The organism is Paenibacillus ferrarius, assembly GCF_002027705.1.
In the GTDB taxonomy this organism is placed as follows: domain Bacteria; phylum Bacillota; class Bacilli; order Paenibacillales; family NBRC-103111; genus Paenibacillus_E; species Paenibacillus_E ferrarius.
Genome location: NZ_MBTG01000005.1, coordinates 227,733 through 245,145, shown reverse-complemented (window position 1 = coordinate 245,145; position 17,413 = coordinate 227,733). Strand labels below are relative to the sequence as shown.

11 protein-coding genes and 1 pseudogene are annotated in these 17,413 nt (G+C 44.2%); 9 read left to right on the top strand and 3 right to left on the bottom strand.

The features are described 5' to 3' along the window. The 4 genes and pseudogenes from BC351_RS07375 to phnE form a co-directional block, all read left to right on the top strand. A partial coding sequence (locus BC351_RS07375; RefSeq protein WP_208629638.1) for an immunoglobulin-like domain-containing protein occupies positions 1–3,886 on the top strand: 3,886 nt, incomplete at its 5' end. Positions 3,887–3,899: 13 nt separating this feature from the next. Further along, positions 3,900–5,105, top strand: a pseudogene (locus BC351_RS07370) (hypothetical protein); the annotation flags it as partial. A 155-nt stretch (positions 5,106–5,260) separates the two neighbouring features. Further along, positions 5,261–6,034, top strand: a complete 774-nt coding sequence (gene phnC / locus BC351_RS07365; protein ID WP_079410212.1) for a phosphonate ABC transporter ATP-binding protein — start codon at positions 5,261–5,263, stop codon at positions 6,032–6,034. Beyond that, on the top strand, positions 6,031–7,605 hold the full coding sequence (gene phnE, locus BC351_RS44270) for a phosphonate ABC transporter, permease protein PhnE (protein WP_425270907.1): 1,575 nt from the start codon (positions 6,031–6,033) through the stop codon (positions 7,603–7,605). The genes phnC and phnE overlap by 4 nt, the downstream gene beginning before the upstream one ends. Positions 7,606–7,654: 49 nt before the next feature. On the opposite strand, the gene BC351_RS07355 is transcribed toward phnE, so the two are convergent. Together BC351_RS07355 and BC351_RS07350 are read right to left on the bottom strand one after the other, a co-directional pair. Continuing rightward, positions 7,655–8,623 carry a phosphate/phosphite/phosphonate ABC transporter substrate-binding protein gene (locus BC351_RS07355; RefSeq protein ID WP_079410208.1) on the bottom strand — a complete coding sequence of 323 codons (969 nt, stop codon included), beginning with the start codon at positions 8,621–8,623 and terminating at the stop codon, positions 7,655–7,657. A gap of 109 nt (positions 8,624–8,732) precedes the next feature. After that, entirely contained in the window at positions 8,733–10,445 is a 1,713-nt protein-coding gene (locus tag BC351_RS07350; RefSeq protein WP_079410206.1) for a methyl-accepting chemotaxis protein, read from the bottom strand. Between the two features lie 321 nt (positions 10,446–10,766). Here BC351_RS07350 and BC351_RS07345 point away from each other — a divergent pair, with 321 nt between their 5' ends. Then, positions 10,767–12,212 (top strand): FAD-dependent oxidoreductase, encoded by a 1,446-nt coding sequence (locus BC351_RS07345; RefSeq protein WP_079410204.1) that lies wholly within the window; start codon positions 10,767–10,769, stop codon positions 12,210–12,212. Positions 12,213–12,226: 14 nt separating this feature from the next. Then, positions 12,227–12,823: a TetR/AcrR family transcriptional regulator gene (locus BC351_RS07340; protein WP_079410202.1), complete on the top strand. Its 597-nt coding sequence runs from the start codon at positions 12,227–12,229 to the stop codon at positions 12,821–12,823. Between the two features lie 502 nt (positions 12,824–13,325). On the opposite strand, the gene BC351_RS07335 is transcribed toward BC351_RS07340, so the two are convergent. Beyond that, positions 13,326–14,228: a LysR family transcriptional regulator gene (locus tag BC351_RS07335; protein WP_079410200.1), complete on the bottom strand. Its 903-nt coding sequence runs from the start codon at positions 14,226–14,228 to the stop codon at positions 13,326–13,328. A 167-nt stretch (positions 14,229–14,395) separates the two neighbouring features. Here BC351_RS07335 and BC351_RS07330 point away from each other — a divergent pair, with 167 nt between their 5' ends. The 3 genes from BC351_RS07330 (at position 14,396) to BC351_RS07320 (ending at position 17,388) form a co-directional block, all read left to right on the top strand. Next, positions 14,396–14,863: a DinB family protein gene (locus tag BC351_RS07330; protein ID WP_079410198.1), complete on the top strand. Its 468-nt coding sequence runs from the start codon at positions 14,396–14,398 to the stop codon at positions 14,861–14,863. A 239-nt stretch (positions 14,864–15,102) separates the two neighbouring features. After that, complete coding sequence (locus BC351_RS07325; protein WP_341865973.1) at positions 15,103–15,924, top strand: helix-turn-helix domain-containing protein; 822 nt, start codon at positions 15,103–15,105, stop codon at positions 15,922–15,924. Between the two features lie 159 nt (positions 15,925–16,083). Next, positions 16,084–17,388: an NtaA/DmoA family FMN-dependent monooxygenase gene (locus BC351_RS07320; protein WP_079410196.1), complete on the top strand. Its 1,305-nt coding sequence runs from the start codon at positions 16,084–16,086 to the stop codon at positions 17,386–17,388. Positions 17,389–17,413: the final 25 nt, after the last annotated feature.

Below are 17,413 nucleotides of genomic sequence, written 5' to 3'. Positions count from 1 at the left end.
AGGTTCAGTCTTCGTATCCGTTACATCGAACGGTAAAACGGAAAGTGCAAGAACTTCCAAAGCGTATGATGCGGAGCCAATCATCGATGAAGTTTCCACTGCACCAAATTCAAATCAAGTTGTAGTGGTAAACAACCCTGCGGGAACAGCAGATACAGTTGCTGTAAACGGACTAATCGCAGGAGATATCGTGAAGGTCTATAATGCTTCTACGGACGGCTCAGCAATCGGAACCGGAACAGTAGCAACGGGTCAGACAAGCGTGACTGTTTCTATTCCTCAGTTGGGTTCTGCGGCAGGTGCAGTCTTCGTATCCGTTACTTCGAACGGTAAAACGGAAAGTGCAAGAACATCCAAAGCATATGATGCGGAGCCGGCAGTAGATCCTAGTGTTCGTACGATTGCAGGATTTAGAGGACAAGCAGATAACGAATTACTGACAGGAACCATTACAGGAACCGTCATATCTGCCCCTTATGTAGCAGGGGTTAATACCAATAACTTCTATGTACAGGATGGAACTGGCGGAATTCTTGTCTTTAATCCTGTAACCAAGACGTCTGTAGCTATTGGTGATGAAGTTCAAATTACTAAAGGAAAAAGATTAACATTCAATGGTGAGGCGGAGCTTACTGAAGGTGAATTCACAAAAACAAATAGAAATGCTCCAGCAACACCTTCTATCGTTAATCTCAGCGATCTATCAGCAAATCAAGGAAAACTAGTTACAGTGAAGAATGTTCCGGTTATAAGCATTTCACCTAAATTTTTTATTGGAACAACCGCTCCAGGCAATGAAGTTTATTTGACAAGATTTGGCGTTTCCAATCCAGGTATTGTGGTCGGAGACAAAGTAGATGTAACGGGAGTTGTCTCTATTTTCTCGAACAGTCCGCAACTTCTTCCTCGTACATCTTCCGATATTTTGAAATCAAGCGGAGTGTCGGATGCGGACGCAGTGTCAGCGGATAAAGAAGGAATTAACTTCGAGAATTTAAGCGCTGTGGTTAGTAATCTGGATTTACCAAGCGAAGGCGCAAGCGGCTCCGTCATCACATGGATATCCAATAATCCGAGCGTAGTTACTAATACAGGTGTCGTTTCCCGTCCGGCCAAAGGACAACCAAATGGGCAAGCGATATTAACTGCTACGATTCGTAAGGGATCTGCAGTAGCTACGAAGGATTTCCCAGTCATTGTTCTTCCTGAAACCTTAACAAATGTGGAAGCTGTGGCTAACGCCAAAGCAGCGCTAGATTTGAGTTATAACGGTTTGGATAACTCTATCATTTTACCTGCTAACGGAACTGATGGAACGGTTCTAACTTGGTCGTTAAAAAATAGCTCCCAATCAGGTATCGTTGATATCACTACAGGAGCAATAAATCGATATGATATTATCTCCGACACAGATGTAATTTTAGTGGCAAGCATTACCAAAGGATTGATTATCGATACAAAAGAGATCACGATTCATGTAATCAAAGGGCAGCAAATGCCAAAAGTGAACTCGGTTAAAGCTAATCAAGTCGTAGTAACTGGGTCTGCCAAGGCTGGAACAACTGTAAATGTAAGCACGGGGCAGTTAGTGCTAGGTACAGCAGTTGCAGATAGTATCACAGGTGCATTCAGTGTAACGATTCCGAATCAAGCCGAGGGTACTGTACTTGAAATTATTGCTACCGCTACAGGCTTTACAAGCGATGCTGCTTACGTGCTAGTTGTGAATGCAGGCGCTATGACAGATAAAGAAGCTGTAGATGGAGCTTTTGCTGCTCTAACGGATAGCAGTATTAAACAATTGAATGCAAGCTTAAGTGATGTTAAGACTTCGCTAAATCTTTCCAGTTCCGGTTTGAATGGAACGACTATCGTATGGACATCTGACAAGCCGGCAGTTTTGGGGGCAAATGGTTCTATTAAAAGACCTATTTTAGGCAATCCAGACGCGTTCGTGACATTAACGGCAACGATTAGCAAAAACGGTACACAATCTGTTAAAACTTTTGAAGTGATCGTTAAAGCACAAACAGAGGTATTAACCGTAGTTAGCTTTAATGACATTACGGCATCAGTTACCAAAGGGACGGCTTATTCTTTACCTGCAAAAGCTACAGCTAATATGAGCGACGGTACTACGGACCAGTTAGATATCGCATGGACTCCTTCTACGGTGGATACGAGTGTTGCAGGAACGTTCAACTTTGTGGGCACAACTACAGGATTTACGGCTACAGTTAAATTGGTTTTGACTGTTACTGAAGCTCCAGCTGCCTTAACGGTTGCTCAGGCTCTTGCCACAGCTTCCGGTACTTCAATCATTGTAGAAGGATATGTACAGAACGCAGAAGCGAACACACAATTTACAGGGTACGGTATCTTCTTGGATGACAAGGTAGGGACGAACAATAGTACCTCTTTGATTGTTAAGTTTGCAAATGCTGATCGTAATGGTGATTACAGTGTTGCCAAAGCTGTTAATAGAAAAGTAAGAATAACAGGAAAAATCGTAGATGGCGCATATTCCAGCAAAAAAGGTTTCTCCAGCGACTACGCAAAGATTGAATTTGTTGATGGGAATCCAGTGCCTAATGCAGCTCCGATAGCTTCCAATGTACAAATTACAGGTACAGCAGAAGTAGGACAAACCTTGACGGGCTCGTACAATTATGCAGATTCTGAGAATGATCTAGAAGGAAGTTCCATCTTCAAGTGGTACCAAGTAAGCGGATCGACAGAAACAATCATTCCTGGTACAAGCGGGAAATCCTATGTTGTTCAGCAAGCAGATGTAGGTAAAGCATTGAAATTTGAAGTTACGCCTATTGCGAGCAGCGGTACAACGAACGGTGTCGCAGTGAAAAGCACGATTACAGCAATCGTAGTTGGGAACACGATTCCATCCAGCCCAATTAGTGACCTTCAGATCAAAGGTCAAACGTCTTCAACGGCTTCTTTCGGTTTTACTGCACCTACGGGAGCGACTGTTGTAGAATTATTGTACTCTCAGGATTCTGGAACAACTTGGAACAAAGCTATGACTAATGCAGCTCTGAATGCTGTGTCCAATACAGCGACAGCAATTAACCTTGCAGCAAATACCACTTATAGCTTTAAAGTGGCTGTTACAGGTGGAAGCTTTGCAGGGGATTCCAACGTCGTGGTTGTACAGACGGATGCTGCTGCGCCAAACACGATATCAGATCTGATTGCAGCTGCACATACAGCAACTACCGTATCTTTCAGCTTCACAGCACCTACGGGAGCAACTGTTGTCCAATTGGTTTATTCCAAAGACAATGGAGCGAATTGGTTGACTGCACAAACTGAAGTTACCCTTAGCTCTTCTTCCGTATCAGCTAAAGCAATTAATCTTTTGCCAGATACCAACTATCAGCTCAAGTTGATCGTTACAGGCGGAAGCTTTGCGGGTGAATCTAATGTTGTGACGGACAGGACGGATGTGGCAAAAGAAATACTGCGTGAGGGCTTCGCTGGAGGTGGAACTGCACCTTCGGGTTGGACATTCAGTTCCACCCTTGGGACGTATCCTTCAGCTGGCAACTTCGGAATTAGCGCTCCGTCGATTAAATTGGGTAATTCGAATGAATCGATACAGACTCCAGTACTAACCACATCAGCGACGGAACTTTCCTTTTGGATAAAGGGAAATGCGACAGATGCTAGTAGTACATTAGATATTAAAGGCTTGAAAAATGGTGTATGGATTACTATTGCAACAATACAATCGCTACCTATTACTGCGACTACTGTCACTTATAAAGTTACTGATAATTCTTTGCCAACGGGAATTACACAGGTGAAATTTACTTACACGAAAAGTGCGGGCAACCTAGCATTCGACGATATCGTTATCAAAGGATAATCAGGAGGATTCCATGAAATTATTATCTAAACCCTATTCTAAACTAACCGTTACTGTCACACTTGCGCTGACGTTAACTGTAACTGCCGTAGTGATTCCGTACGCTATCTTTGCGGAGGGGCCTAAAGATCCGGCTCCAACTATTGCGGCAAAAGGCACGCCAAACGGTAAAAAGGTTCTGTTTGATAACGCCCATGGAAATACAACAGGAGCTTCAGACTGGGTCATTGACGGGGCGTTCTCCGACTTTGCTAACGGGATTGCGAATGCTGGATATTTCGTCAAGGAATTGCGTCAAACCAAACTTATGACTTACGATGATCTTAAAGATTATGACATCTTTGTAACGGCAGAATCCAATGTTCCCTACAAGGTGTCCGAGCAAGCTGCCATGTTGGAATATGTGAACAAAGGCGGTTCCATCTTCTTCATCGCCGATCATTACAATGCAGACCGCAACAAGAATCGTTGGGACGGATCAGAGGTCTATAACGGTTACCGTCGTGGAGCATGGGACAATCCGGCCAAAGGAATGAGCACAGAGGAAGCAAATTCTGCTGCGATGAAGGATGTTGTGAGCTCTGACTGGTTATCGGACAACTTCGGAATCAAGTTCAGATATAACGCGTTGGGCGATTTAAATGCGAACATTATTGTGGCACAGGATCAAGCGTTCGGAATTACAAAAAATGTTGAATCAGTAGCTATGCATGCCGGCAGTACATTGGCTGTTACAGATCCTAATAAAGCAAAAGGTATTGTTTATGTTCCGAAAAATCCTCCTAAATGGTCCACTGGTCCTGTAGATAAGGCTGTGTACAATGGTGGGGGCATCGAGGAAGGTCCTTATGTAGCTGTTGCTAAAGTAGGCAAGGGAAAAGCAGCTTTTATCGGAGACTCTTCAGCAGTAGAGGATGCAACGCCTAAGTACAAAAGAGAAGACAACGGAAAGACTAAGACAACTTATGATGGATACAAAGAAAAAAGCGATAGTATTTTGCTGCAAAACGTCATTGACTGGTTAGGCAAGAAAGAAAATTTCACAAGCCTTTCACAGGTACAAGGACTTACATTGGATCAGAAAACGCCATTGCTGACTTCTGGCAAAGAGAATGAGATTCCTCAACAATCGGTTGAGCCTCTGCCTGAGCCATGGGCTGCGCCAGATCCAGGTTACAAATGGTGGGATCCATCTACATTCGCTGCGGGTTCATACGGAAAGTAAGCAGAGTTGCTATAAAAGGAGATCTTTCGAGGTTACTGAAAGAGGGCGTATTCTCTACAAATGTAGAGCATACACCCTCTTTACATTTCAGGGATTTTGACGCTAGTTCGTCTGATATTTTGATACTATTTAATGAAAGAAGGACCTATATGATTGAGTTTAAACATCTATCCAAAGTATATCCCAACGGAACTATAGGGCTGAATGATATTCATTTGACGATTCACCCTGGGGAATTCGTTGTTATTGTGGGTCTTTCAGGAGCGGGTAAATCCACACTTTTACGTTCCATTAATCGTTTGCATGAAACGACGGATGGGCAAATTTTCATTGACGGTAAATCAATTACCTCAGCGAAAGGCGCCGAATTGCGTCGTATGCGCAGAGACATCGGAATGATCTTTCAAACCTTTAATCTAGTCAAGCGTTCAACAGTACTTCGCAACGTATTGTCAGGTCGCGTAGGCTATCATTCTACGCTCAGGACCATGCTCGGTTTATTCCCTAAAGATGATATCGAGCTTTCTTTGAAAGCACTCGAACGTGTGAATATTCGGGAGAAAGCTTATTCGCGCGCGGATGAATTGTCAGGCGGTCAACAGCAGCGGGTTTCCATCGCAAGAGCACTGGCACAGGAAGCCAAGATCATATTGGCGGATGAGCCTGTCGCCTCCCTAGACCCGCTGACAACTAGACAAGTGATGGATGATCTAAAGCGAATTAATACAGATTTAGGCATAACAACGGTCGTTAACTTGCATTTTATTGACCTAGCGCGTGAATATGCCACACGGATTATTGGCCTTCGTGCTGGCAAAGTAGTCTATGATGGTCCTGCAGCAGAAGCAACTGATGATGTATTTTCAGAGATTTATGGGCGCGCAATTAAGAAGGATGAACTGCTGGGGGGACAGGAGGGATGAGTATGACTTCTGCTAGGAAACCTCCTCGTGCTAAGCTGTATCTCACCATTTTGATTTTGGTTCTTTTCTTAGTTGGAAGCATTTATCAGACTGAGGCTACGCTGACGAAGCTCGTAAACGGAACGCCAGAGACCATCAAATTCATTGGGGAAATGTTTCCGCCGGATTGGCAATTTTTCGCTGACATTTGGAAGCCGATGGCAGAGACGCTGCAAATGTCAATCATTGGCACGATTGTTGGGGCGATTTTTGCGTATCCGATGGCGCTGCTAGCCGCCCGCAATGTTAACACAACGCCATGGTTGTTTTATCCGGCAAGGTTCATTATGAATCTTTTTCGGACAATACCGGATCTGCTTTATGCCGCTATCTTCGCTGTATTAGTCGGATTCGGTCCAACGGCAGGCACGCTTGCGCTGATTTTCTTCACGTTTGGGATTCTCTCCAAGCTTTCGTATGAATCGACCGAGGCGATTGATCCAGGGCCGTTAGAAGCCATGACTGCCGTTGGTGCCAACAAGCTGAAGTTGATTCGTTTTGGCGTCTTGCCTCAAGTTGCGCCTACGTATTTGGCCCATTTGTTGTATACCTTTGAAGTCAGTATTCGAGCTTCGGCTATCCTTGGTTTAGTTGGGGCCGGTGGTATTGGATTGCTGCTCAAAAACACGCTGGACTTGTTTCGTTACGATCAAGCGTGCGCGATTGTTATTTATACGTTGGTTGTTGTCGTTATCATCGATTTAGTCAGTACCCGATTTCGGTCGTATTTGTTAAAAGGAAGCGAAAAACCGGTATCAGCTTCGCGTTCACGCACGTACTCGATAATGGGTTGGGTTATTGTCTTGGCTTTACTCGTTTGGTCTTTAACAGGTTTGGAATTAACCGGATTTCAGCCTACAACAGGGGTTCTGATGAAATCAATGATGACCGGACTGCTGCATCCTGACTGGGCTTATGTTTACATTCCTGAGGGAGAAGATCTACTGCGTTCCCTGCTTGAAACTTTATCGATTTCTTATTTGGGCAACTTTGTATCCGCTATAGTTTGTCTCCCGTTCGCCTTTTGGGCAGCGGCTAATATGAGCAGGAGACGTGCTGTTTCTGGCTCGGGGAAATTATTTTTAAGTGTAGTTCGTACGATTCCTGAAGTCATTATGGCCTTAATCTTTATTAAATCTGTAGGTCCTGGGGCGTTTGCAGGGGTAATGGCGCTGGGGCTGCACTCTGTAGGGATGCTTGGCAAACTTTATGCAGAAGCCATTGAGAATATGGATATGGGGCCTACAGAAGCGATGACGGCGGTTGGAGCAAACATTTGGCAGAAGATGGCGTTCGCAGTTGTCCCTCAGGTTATACCTGATTTCATCTCTTACACGTTATATCGCTTTGAAATTAATGTGCGCTCTGCAACCCTTTTAGGAATCATTGGAGCGGGGGGGATCGGCACACCTCTCATATTTGCTCTTAACGCGAGGCAATGGCCACGGGTGGCTATTATTCTTATAGGAATCATTGTTACGATTTCGATCATTGACTATATTTCAGGAGAACTTCGGAAACGAATAGTATAAATCAAAAGAGACATCGCATGTGCTCATGCGATGTCTCTTTTTGTTTTACTTATTTCAAGCCCATTTCTTTGTTGACACTACGTACGATATCGAATTTGGAATCATCTGTAGCTACGTACCCTTTATGGGAGTACACATCGAAAATGATTTTTTGGCCTTCAGGATCGTTGCCGATCGCGATGAATGCATCTGTAAGTTTCTTTTTCCATGCAGCATCCATATCAGAACGAACTGCAATGGTATCATTCGGAATTTTATCAGAGAAGCTAAGAATGCGAGTTTGTTTGAATACATCCGGATAATCTTTGGTCATGTTGGCACGAATGTCTTGGAATACCCCTACTGCATCTACTTGACCGTTAAGAAGAGCGATAACGGCTTTATCATGGCCTTGGAATTGTACGCCTGTTACGTCTTTCACTGGGTCAACGCCAGCTTTTTTCAGTACGAAACCTGGGTATACATAACCAGCTGCGGAAGTAACACCTTGCCAGCCTATTTTCTTGCCTTTCAAGTCAGCAACCGTCTTGATTGGTGAATCTGCTTTGACCAAAATTTCGGATTTGTAGAAATCAACTAGATCTTTCGTAGATTGGCCAGTTATATCGTCAACACCTAAGCGTGTAGCTTGAACAAGCAAGTCAGCTGCTTTACGGTTGTCATGAGCAACAACGTAGTTGCTCGGAGGCAAGAAGCCAACGTCAACTTGTTTGGAAGCCATAGCTTCGATAACTACGTTATAATCGGTTGAAACGGAAACTTTAACTGGGATACCAAGCTTGTCTCCCAAGAGTTTTTCTAGTGGTTTAGCTTTAGCTTCAAGCGTTTCTGCATTTTGGGATGGAACGAATTGTACTTTCAATTCTTTCGGTACGAAGCCTGCAGCTGCTGGAGCAGATGATGCTTTAGTAGATTCTGCTGGTGATGCAGCCGGTTTAGTTTCTTCCTTCTTGGCGCAGCCTGCCAGCATGCTAGCAGCAACGACCATCGATAAACTAATTACAGTAAGTTTTTTCATTGCGTTTTTTGACCTCCGTTTAATAAATGCTTTATACAACTTTATTACATTAACATAAATGGCATAGAAAATGGTGTGAAGTATTTGTAAAATGAGTGCTGTGGCAGCCTTACATGACTTTAAACTTCTGAATGATTCTCTCCATTTTTTCCGCTTCTTGACTAAGTGAATCTGACAGTGAAGATACTTCTTTTACCAAATTAGTCTGTATGATTGTTTTATCATTCACTATTTTGACCCCATTTAACGATTGTTGAGACACATGTGCCATCTCAGCAACGGAGGCTGAAATTTCTTCGGAGCCAGCAGCCATTTGTTCTGAAACAGCCGACAATTCCTGAATTTGGACAGCAATACCTTTTGCGGAATGCAAGATTTTTTGAAAGGAGTCTCTTGCGTATAGAACTTTTTGATTTCCTAGCACCACTTCTTCAGATACTCTTTGCATGGCTTTTACAGTTTCCGTGGAATCGTTTCTAATTTGTTTTAATAAATCTGATATCTCGGATGCCGAAGATGCTGATCCTTCAGCTAACTTTCTAATTTCCGATGCGACAACGGAAAAACCCTTCCCATGCTCGCCTGCTCGCGCAGCTTCAATTGAGGCATTTAGGGAAAGCAAGTTGGTTTGATTGGCTATTTCCATAATTGCCCCAACGATTTTTTCAATATGTGATGACCGTTCACTAAGCTTGGTGACAATGTTGAGGGATGATTTAAGGGAATCATCAATCGAATGCATTTGATGCTGTGCTTGTTCCATATGCCCAAAACCTTCTACAGCTTCACTTTCAGTGTCACCAGCAGATTCAGATAGTTCATTAGCAGACTCTGCTATTCTCTGTACACCTTTGGCCATTTCTTCTATTGATCGCGCTCCGTCTAGCGTATTTTGTACGGAAGCTGTTGCTCCTTGTTGAATACCTTCTATACTTCTGGCAATTTCCACTGTTGCAGTTGCGGTTTCTTTGGTATTGTAGGTTAATTTTTCTGAGGACTGAAACACATGCTTTGAAGCTTGGGATATATCTAGAACCATAACCAACAAACTATCCAACATAGCGTTTAATGAGGAAGCGATTTCTCCGATTTCATCCTTAGAAGTTACGGATAATCTTGTCGTAAGATCGCCACTCTGACTTGCTAATTCTTTTATTTTTTCATTTACCATTTTTAAAGGTTTCAGCCTAACAATGATGAGATAAAGCATAGCGAAAAATGTTAGGAATGTAATGATTAACAAACTAACAGCAAGGTTCAACATGCTGCTTGCCCTTTGTCTTGCCTGAATGACTTCTTGTTCAGCCCTTGCATTCATTTTTGTCTGAAACGCATCAATTGGATCCCTAATGATCTTCTTGTTATCATCATAATTTTTGTCAAACATTAGCTTCCTGGCTCTATCGAAGTCTTGACTCGCAACTGCTTTCATGGCTTCATCTTCTGTTTTTACCAAAACATCCGAGTTTTGCTTTGCTTTTTCTATAAGATCCAATTCTGCCTGCGGAGCTTTTAATTCTTTTAATTTCATGACAATATGATCTCGTGTCTTAGTCTCATTAACTTCTTTCCAATAATTATCCAAATATTCTTTTTCCCCGAATTGCACGTATCTTCTGGCTTCATTCGTCAAATAATCTGAAGCATCCGCAAGATCTATTCCCAGTTGTTTAAATTCTACTTGTCTTTGCAAGGATAGCCGTTCTTGTTTAATGTCTTTTTGCAGAAAGTACACGCTAATGCCATTCAAGACAGACAGCAATAGGAAAATAACACACATCAGCTTTAAGATCATTGAAATTCTCATCATTGAAATTTTCATGGTCGCAACCCCTTTTCACTGTTATTCATTCACAATTCGACATAAAATGACATGTATTCCTTTTATTTTCGCTCTTTCGATTATAAGAAAATGTTAAGAGCGACCGCATTTTAATTACACGAACGTTGGCAGGTTGTTGAGCAGGCGAAGGGGGCGTGAGGCCTAGGGATTAGTCCTGTTAAAAAAAGGGATATAGCATATTGACTTGTGGGAATTAATCGTCTATTCTATTGTTGACTGATCAAGTCAATCTATAACTCGGACTCATTTTTTGTAATAAAATTGATTGACTAAGTCAATCATAAATAAGGGGCGAATCATATGAAGAATATGCAAAAAGCAGGCAGGGCTATCGTGATAGGTGGCAGCATCACAGGTTTAATGACGGCAAGGGTCCTCTCGTCGTATTACGAAGAGGTAATCCTTATCGACAAGGATGCATTTCCGCATCATCCCGAAGATCGGAATGGCGCCCCGCATGGCTTTCATCCCCATAGGTTTACACAACGTGGTAAAATGATTACAGAACAGCTTTTCCCAGGTTATGAGGAAGAACTGGTGGCGCTTGGTTCGCCAAGTTCACTGAATAAAACGGTTCATATGATGAATCAATATGGAACGGTAGCGGGACCTTATCAACGAAACGATATCAAGTTCAGCCGTGCTGTACTGGAATGGGTGATTCGTGGACGTGTAAAGGATATTCCCAATGTACGGCTGCTAACGGAGCATGATGTCATTGGACTTCACACAACCACGAATCATACGGCCGTGACGGGAGTCCATGTACGTGGGCGGGAAACAAGCAAGAAGAGCGAAATCTTGGCGGATCTTGTTGTGGATGCCAGCGGCCGCGGCTCCAAACTGACCCAATGGCTGAAGGAATTTGGTTATGACGTACCTCGTCCTGATCGGATGAAAGCAGCTATCGGGTACAGTACACGCCGGTATAAGGTACCTGCGCATTTGAATCACCTGATGGAGAAATGGGATGTAATCAACATCATGGGCCAACCAGGCAAGGGAACGTTTACGGGTGTTTTTTCCTTTATAGAGAATCAGGTGGCTGAGATGCTGCTTTATCGTCCAGGCGGGCACTATCCACCAACGAATGCGGAAGATTTTGAACAAGAGGTCGCACAGCTTCCTACTCCCATGATTGCAGAAATCTTGCGTGAGCTTGAACCTATCACTCCGCCTAAGGGTTTTCGCGTACCAGAACTTTATCGTCATCACTATGAGCAAATGGAAAGATGGCCAGACGGATTATTAGTGTTGGGTGACGCGTTCTGTATCTATGACCCAATTTTTGGTCAAGGGATGACGGTTGCAGCCATAGAAGTGGATTTGCTAAACACCTTGCTGCAAGAGCGACAGATCAATCCTGAGCCTCATTTCGAGCAAAAGGTGCTCCGTATGATGCAAGAAAAGGTGATTACACCTGCCTGGTGGTTAAATTGCGCGGCGGATTTGCAGTGGGATGGCGTCGAATATGAGGCAGGCACAGAACCGCTTAAGGGAATTGCTTTTGTCAGCAGGTATATGAATTTGGTCCTGAAAGAGGGGACTGCGAATCATAATTTCAAGCTATTCGGCTTGTACTGGGGCGTTAATTCGTTATCCTTGCCGCTGCATGAGTTGTTAAATCCACAGATAGCCAAGTCGGTGCTTGAGGCATCGGAGGAAGGGCAGCAGCTACTCGCAGACCTGCTGAGAGAATACGAGCTGCCGTTAGAAGAAGCATTGGCTAAAATGATTCCAAGTTAGGAGTGAAAGACGTAGTGTCTCCGTTAAATGAAGAACAACAGCTTCACATTCGAGATGAGCGCAGGGAACAAATTATGAGCGCTGCGCTTAAAGTATTTGCAAGGCGGGGGATTATTGGGACGAAAATGAGCATGATTGCCGCTGAAGCCAAGATTAGTCATGGGCTGCTTTATCATTACTTCGCGTCCAAAGAAGAGCTGTTCACAACACTTGTTGAAAGGGCAATGATTGCATCGGATGAGGCCATGCAAACTGTTTATGACCTGCCGGGCTCACCGATTGATAAAATCAAAGCGTTAACGCAAGATATGTTGGATGAAGGTGGTACAGACTACTTTCTGCTGATCCATCAGGCGCGAACATCAGAAGGAGTGCCTGATAAGGTAGTGGAGTTGATGAAGCATTACTCAATGGACAATTACGTCAAGCAGCTGCAGGCGCTATTCCGGGAAGGGCAAGAGGCTGGCCAGCTTGTGGATGGCGATTTGGACGAAATGATTTCATCTTACCTATCGGTTCTCTCCGGTCTGATGGTGCTTAATGTGCAGAAGATTGGCGGCTACCAGCTTCCGAGAGTTGACGTGCTGCTCAGAATGATTGCTTCTTTATAACGAAGAGTTACAGGGCAAGTAAGGGCTGTCTCATGAGTAGATAAACCTACTTGAGGGACAGTTTTTTTTGGATTCATCGTGCCTATTCTAAATTTACTTTGCTTCGCGATTATAGGCAGCTCGGATTTAATCATTGTAACCTGACATAAACTGGCCGTTCTGTGTATGACCTTCTTTCATGGCCTATACATGTACCATTCGGATCTATTTCACAGTAACTATTACAGGTTCCGATAATCTCTTGAGCAGCATCCTACTTTCGAGCTCTAGCTCCAGTAGCTTTCTCTAAACCTGCAATTATACATCTTTTTTGCTCTTGGAAGAGCCTTAACTAGTAAATTCCTGCGTTTGTGCAGGCTTTTGAGGCTTTTTCTGGATGAGCGGCTGAAAAAGATGAAAATGCCTGCACAATTGCAGGCATTTCCACTTTTTAGCTGAATTCGCTCGGAAATTCCTGTATTTTCGCAGGTTTTTACACTCGGGTGAGCTAATCTTAGCCTATCTATGAAGACTTCGCATGATTGATAGCGGTCTCGATATAGGCTCTCAATGTTTTGATGAACGTGCGCATGGCGTATCCGACATATCTGTCGCTGCGGTAGATCAGACAAATATCCTGCGAAGGTGTAGGATTCCTTAGGAGAACGACTTTGATGTCTGGATTGTGAAGATTATCCAGCAGTAATCGCGGCAGCACACAGGCGCCAACTCCGCTCTGTACCATCTGGAGGAGGGAGGATAACGTTGTGGTCACGATATGCGGCTGCAGAGTAAACCCGTTGTCTATGCAAAATCGGTCGATCAGCTTGCGGCATTGATGGTCGGGAGGGAACATAACCATCTTCAAGGCATGCAGTCTGTTCAGGGGGATGATGTTCTCCGCAGCAAGGGGATCATGCTTGCTTACCGCCAATGAGAACTCCTCGTGAAACAGAGGAATTGACGTGAGACGTTCATCGGTGACAGGTCCAATGGTTACGCCGACATCGATGCTTCGGTCTAGAACTTGTTCTGTTACTTTCATGGTTTCCAGAAGGGACAGCGAGATGGTGGGGTAGGTCTGGTGGAAGTTCAGCAGCAAGGCATTGAACAGGAGATCCGCGTCGCCGGGCAAGACGCCGATGGATAGCGATCCGCCTTGCATCTGCTTCAGGTCAGCAATGGCGTCGCTCGCTTGCTGCAGATGGCCGAACACGGCAGCCCCATGTTCATGAAGAATCGCTCCGGCATCTGTAAGGACAATTGTTTTTCCCACACGATCAAACAACAGAACCCCTAATTCTTCTTCCAATCTCCTTATCTGCTGGCTGATGTTGGGCGCACTGACGCCCATTTTTTCGGCTGCTCTCGTGAAGTGAAGCTCTTCACAAATTGCCATAAAATATTGTAGTTGTTTTAACTCCACAGCTCACACCTGCTTTCAAATGTATCGCTCCATCTTCTATTCCTATCAATAATATTCGTTAACTTATACTTAACGTTCCGGTAATTCCTACTGCATTGATGAGACGTTCCACGAAACCTATACTAGGAACATACCAAGCGCTTCTCATTACAAAGGAGGAATTTAACATGTCTGAAATGATTATCAACACAGCAAAAACGGTGCGTCAAGTGGTGCTGCAGCAGGTACAGGCTATCCAGGAGGAACTGTTCGACATTAAAATGGCCAGTTTCAACAATACAATCCGTTGGAACGTCGGCCATATGATTTATTGGATGGATAAGTATTCTACTCTAAGCTTCGGTTCTCCGTCAGCCATACCGGGCTCGTATGATACGCTGTTCAGCTCTGGAACAAAGCCCTTGGACTGGACGTTTGCTCCACCCTCGAAGGAAGAGTTGGTTGAGATGTTAACGGCGCAGCTTTCACGCCTTTCTGAGCTGACACCTGAAATGCTGGGCGAGAAACTTGCAACTCCGTATGCTTTGGGACCGTTCCAATTCAACAACGCCGGGGAGTTGTTCAACTTCGCTCTGATTCATGAAGCGATTCACCTTGGAACGATATCGAGCCAGCTAAAAGTCCTATCGCGCTAACCAATAAAAGCAAGAGTCCTTTCATAGATATTACCATGAACGGAACACCTATGCCTCTAAAAGCTCGCGAAAGATGAAGTAGTTATATGTCTTGCCCTCATCCATGAACCAAAAGCTGTCGAGAGCTTCTCGACAGCTTTTTTGGATATTGACAAGCAAAATCAATGACGATATGGTATGGAAATCGTGCTGGTTTTGGTGTCATAGACATTTTGGAACAGAGATGGAGGGGAAGGCGCATGATGCCTGATGTGGAGAGATTAGCGGAGAGATTCGCTAATGATTCTTATCATATCGACAATATTTATCGTTTGGTCATTCAGCCTAAAAGTGTACATCGTCCTTTCAGAACTTTAAAGTATGGTTTTCTCTTTATCATTCGTGGCTCCGTCAGAATCAGCGTAAATGATACGATCTACGAACTGCGGCGAGGAGAAATATTTCATGCGGCTCCTGACATGCACATGGAAGCCAAGGTTACAAGTGAGTCCGAGTTGGAGTATTACTCCGTTTTTTATAGCTTGAGCAACAGGTCTGAAGAAGACAGCAATCATGAATGCAATTCTCACTTCAAGCTTGAGGTTGAAACCATTCCCAAAGTTATCGAATTGTTGACAATGCTTCATCAGAATGCAGATACACCAGGGGGAATTGGAAAGCTTCGTGTAAAAGGAATATTTCTGAGCATCATGCATCACGTGCTGGTTGGATACAAGAATCGAGTGAGTAGCAACTCTGCGGATAAAGAAGTGATAGAGGAGGCTATTTCGTATATTAAAAGAAATTACATGAATCTGCTGACGCTTGAAGAATTAGCAGCCATACATGGTATGAATACCAAACGCTTCTCCTACTACTTTTATAAATACACAGGTTTCCGTCCCATCGGCTTTGCTATTCAGTATCGAATGGAAAGAGCAAGTGAGCTGCTTAGAATTGGGAATTTTCCTATCAGTGACATTGCGGTTAGTGTCGGATACGCGAATCCGCTCTATTTCAGCAGGGCATTTAAAAAGAAATTTGGCGTGTCTCCCTCTGCTTACATGGGCAATGACGATTGAGTACAGATTATGCGGGTGTTACTGAACAGCTAGGTGGATTTAATAATTATGCATGTCGGATTAGTTATCTATGCATTCCCTTAAAGAGGAGCCCTTGCTAAACTATTCAATGAGAATGATTATCGTTATTGTTGATAGTTGAAAGGATGTTAGCAACCAGTGAATACAGATAGGCAATTATGCATCGGGTTTTCTTTATCGGCAACTTGGATGAAAGGGCACAGCTGGCGAGCCCAGGATAGCGGTGTGGAGAAGCTTGAGTCCATTGATTATTATATCTACTTGGCCCAATTGGCAGAGAAGGCAAAGCTCGATTTTCTGTTCCGCGCAGATTATCTGTATGTTAGCCCGCAAATGTTGGGCGACTCTGCTAATTTTGGAAGTCCTGATCCTACGGTCATGTTTGCGGCAATTGCTTGCGCGACGGAACGGATTGGACTGGTAACGACAGTTTCCACAACCTTTAATCCACCGTATGTCGCAGCAAGACAGCTTCAGTCTTTGCACTGGCTTAGCAACGGACGTGCGGGTTGGAACATTGTGACCTCGATTGAAGGAGCGGAAAATTTTGGCGATTCACCCATGCCTTCTCCACAAGTAAGATATGCCAAAGCAAGGGAGTTTACTCACGTCATGCAAAAGCTTTGGGCGAGTTTCCCGCATGAGGCGATCCTGGTTGACCGTGAGTCAGGCAAATTTTCCGATCCTGATCAAGTTTCTCCCATCGATCATTCAGGTGAGTTTTTCCGCGTTAAAGGGCCGCTCACGCTGCCTGCCCACAAATCAGGAACGATTCCATTATTTCAAGCAGGCGCATCGGACATTGGACGAGATTTCGCATCATCTGTTGCGGATGCTATTTTTGCGGCGATGCCGGATCTTGAGTCAGGGATAGAATTGCGGAGCGATCTGAGGAGAAGAGCGGAGCAGCATGGGCGTCATACGAGCACCATGAAAGTATTGCCGGGATTATATTTTTTCTTGGCCGATACGCGCGAGGAAGCTCAAGCATTATTTGAGCTGGCGAACGCACACTTTAGTATCGCACGCAGACATGCCGCACTCAAGTCTGTTTTGGGCCTTGATTTGAGTGGATTTGAATTGAGTGATCGCGTGACCCCAGCTATGCTTCCTGATCCGAATCAGCCAGTCCGCAGCCGAACGCATGCCGACTTGCTTCGGAGATATATTGCCAACTATCAACCCACAGTAGCTGAGGTTTTGGCAAGACCGGAAGTCTTAGGATCTGCACATTGGGTTTCGGTTGGAACGGTAGAGGATGTTTTGAACGATATTATACAACGGTTCGAAGCAGGCGCTATCGACGGTTTTATAGCTCTTCCAGGGGGATCCGAACAATCGATGGCATTATTTTTTGAAAAGCTGATGCCTCAACTGGTTGAACGAGGTTTGTTCCGGAGCGAATATACAGGCTCTACTCTGAGGGAGCATTTAGGTATTTAACATCCAACAAGGTACCAAAAAAATA

Excerpts from the sequence above, each read along its gene's own strand:
- phnC (WP_079410212.1), top strand. The coding sequence starts at position 5,261 with ATGATTGAGTTTAAACATCTATCCAAAGTATATCCCAACGGAACTATA.
- phnE (WP_425270907.1), top strand. The coding sequence starts at position 6,031 with ATGAGTATGACTTCTGCTAGGAAACCTCCTCGTGCTAAGCTGTATCTC.
- BC351_RS07355 (WP_079410208.1), bottom strand. The coding sequence starts at position 8,623 with ATGAAAAAACTTACTGTAATTAGTTTATCGATGGTCGTTGCTGCTAGC.
- BC351_RS07350 (WP_079410206.1), bottom strand. The coding sequence starts at position 10,445 with ATGAAAATTTCAATGATGAGAATTTCAATGATCTTAAAGCTGATGTGT.
- BC351_RS07345 (WP_079410204.1), top strand. The coding sequence starts at position 10,767 with ATGAAGAATATGCAAAAAGCAGGCAGGGCTATCGTGATAGGTGGCAGC.
- BC351_RS07330 (WP_079410198.1), top strand. The coding sequence starts at position 14,396 with ATGTCTGAAATGATTATCAACACAGCAAAAACGGTGCGTCAAGTGGTG.
- BC351_RS07325 (WP_341865973.1), top strand. The coding sequence starts at position 15,103 with ATGATGCCTGATGTGGAGAGATTAGCGGAGAGATTCGCTAATGATTCT.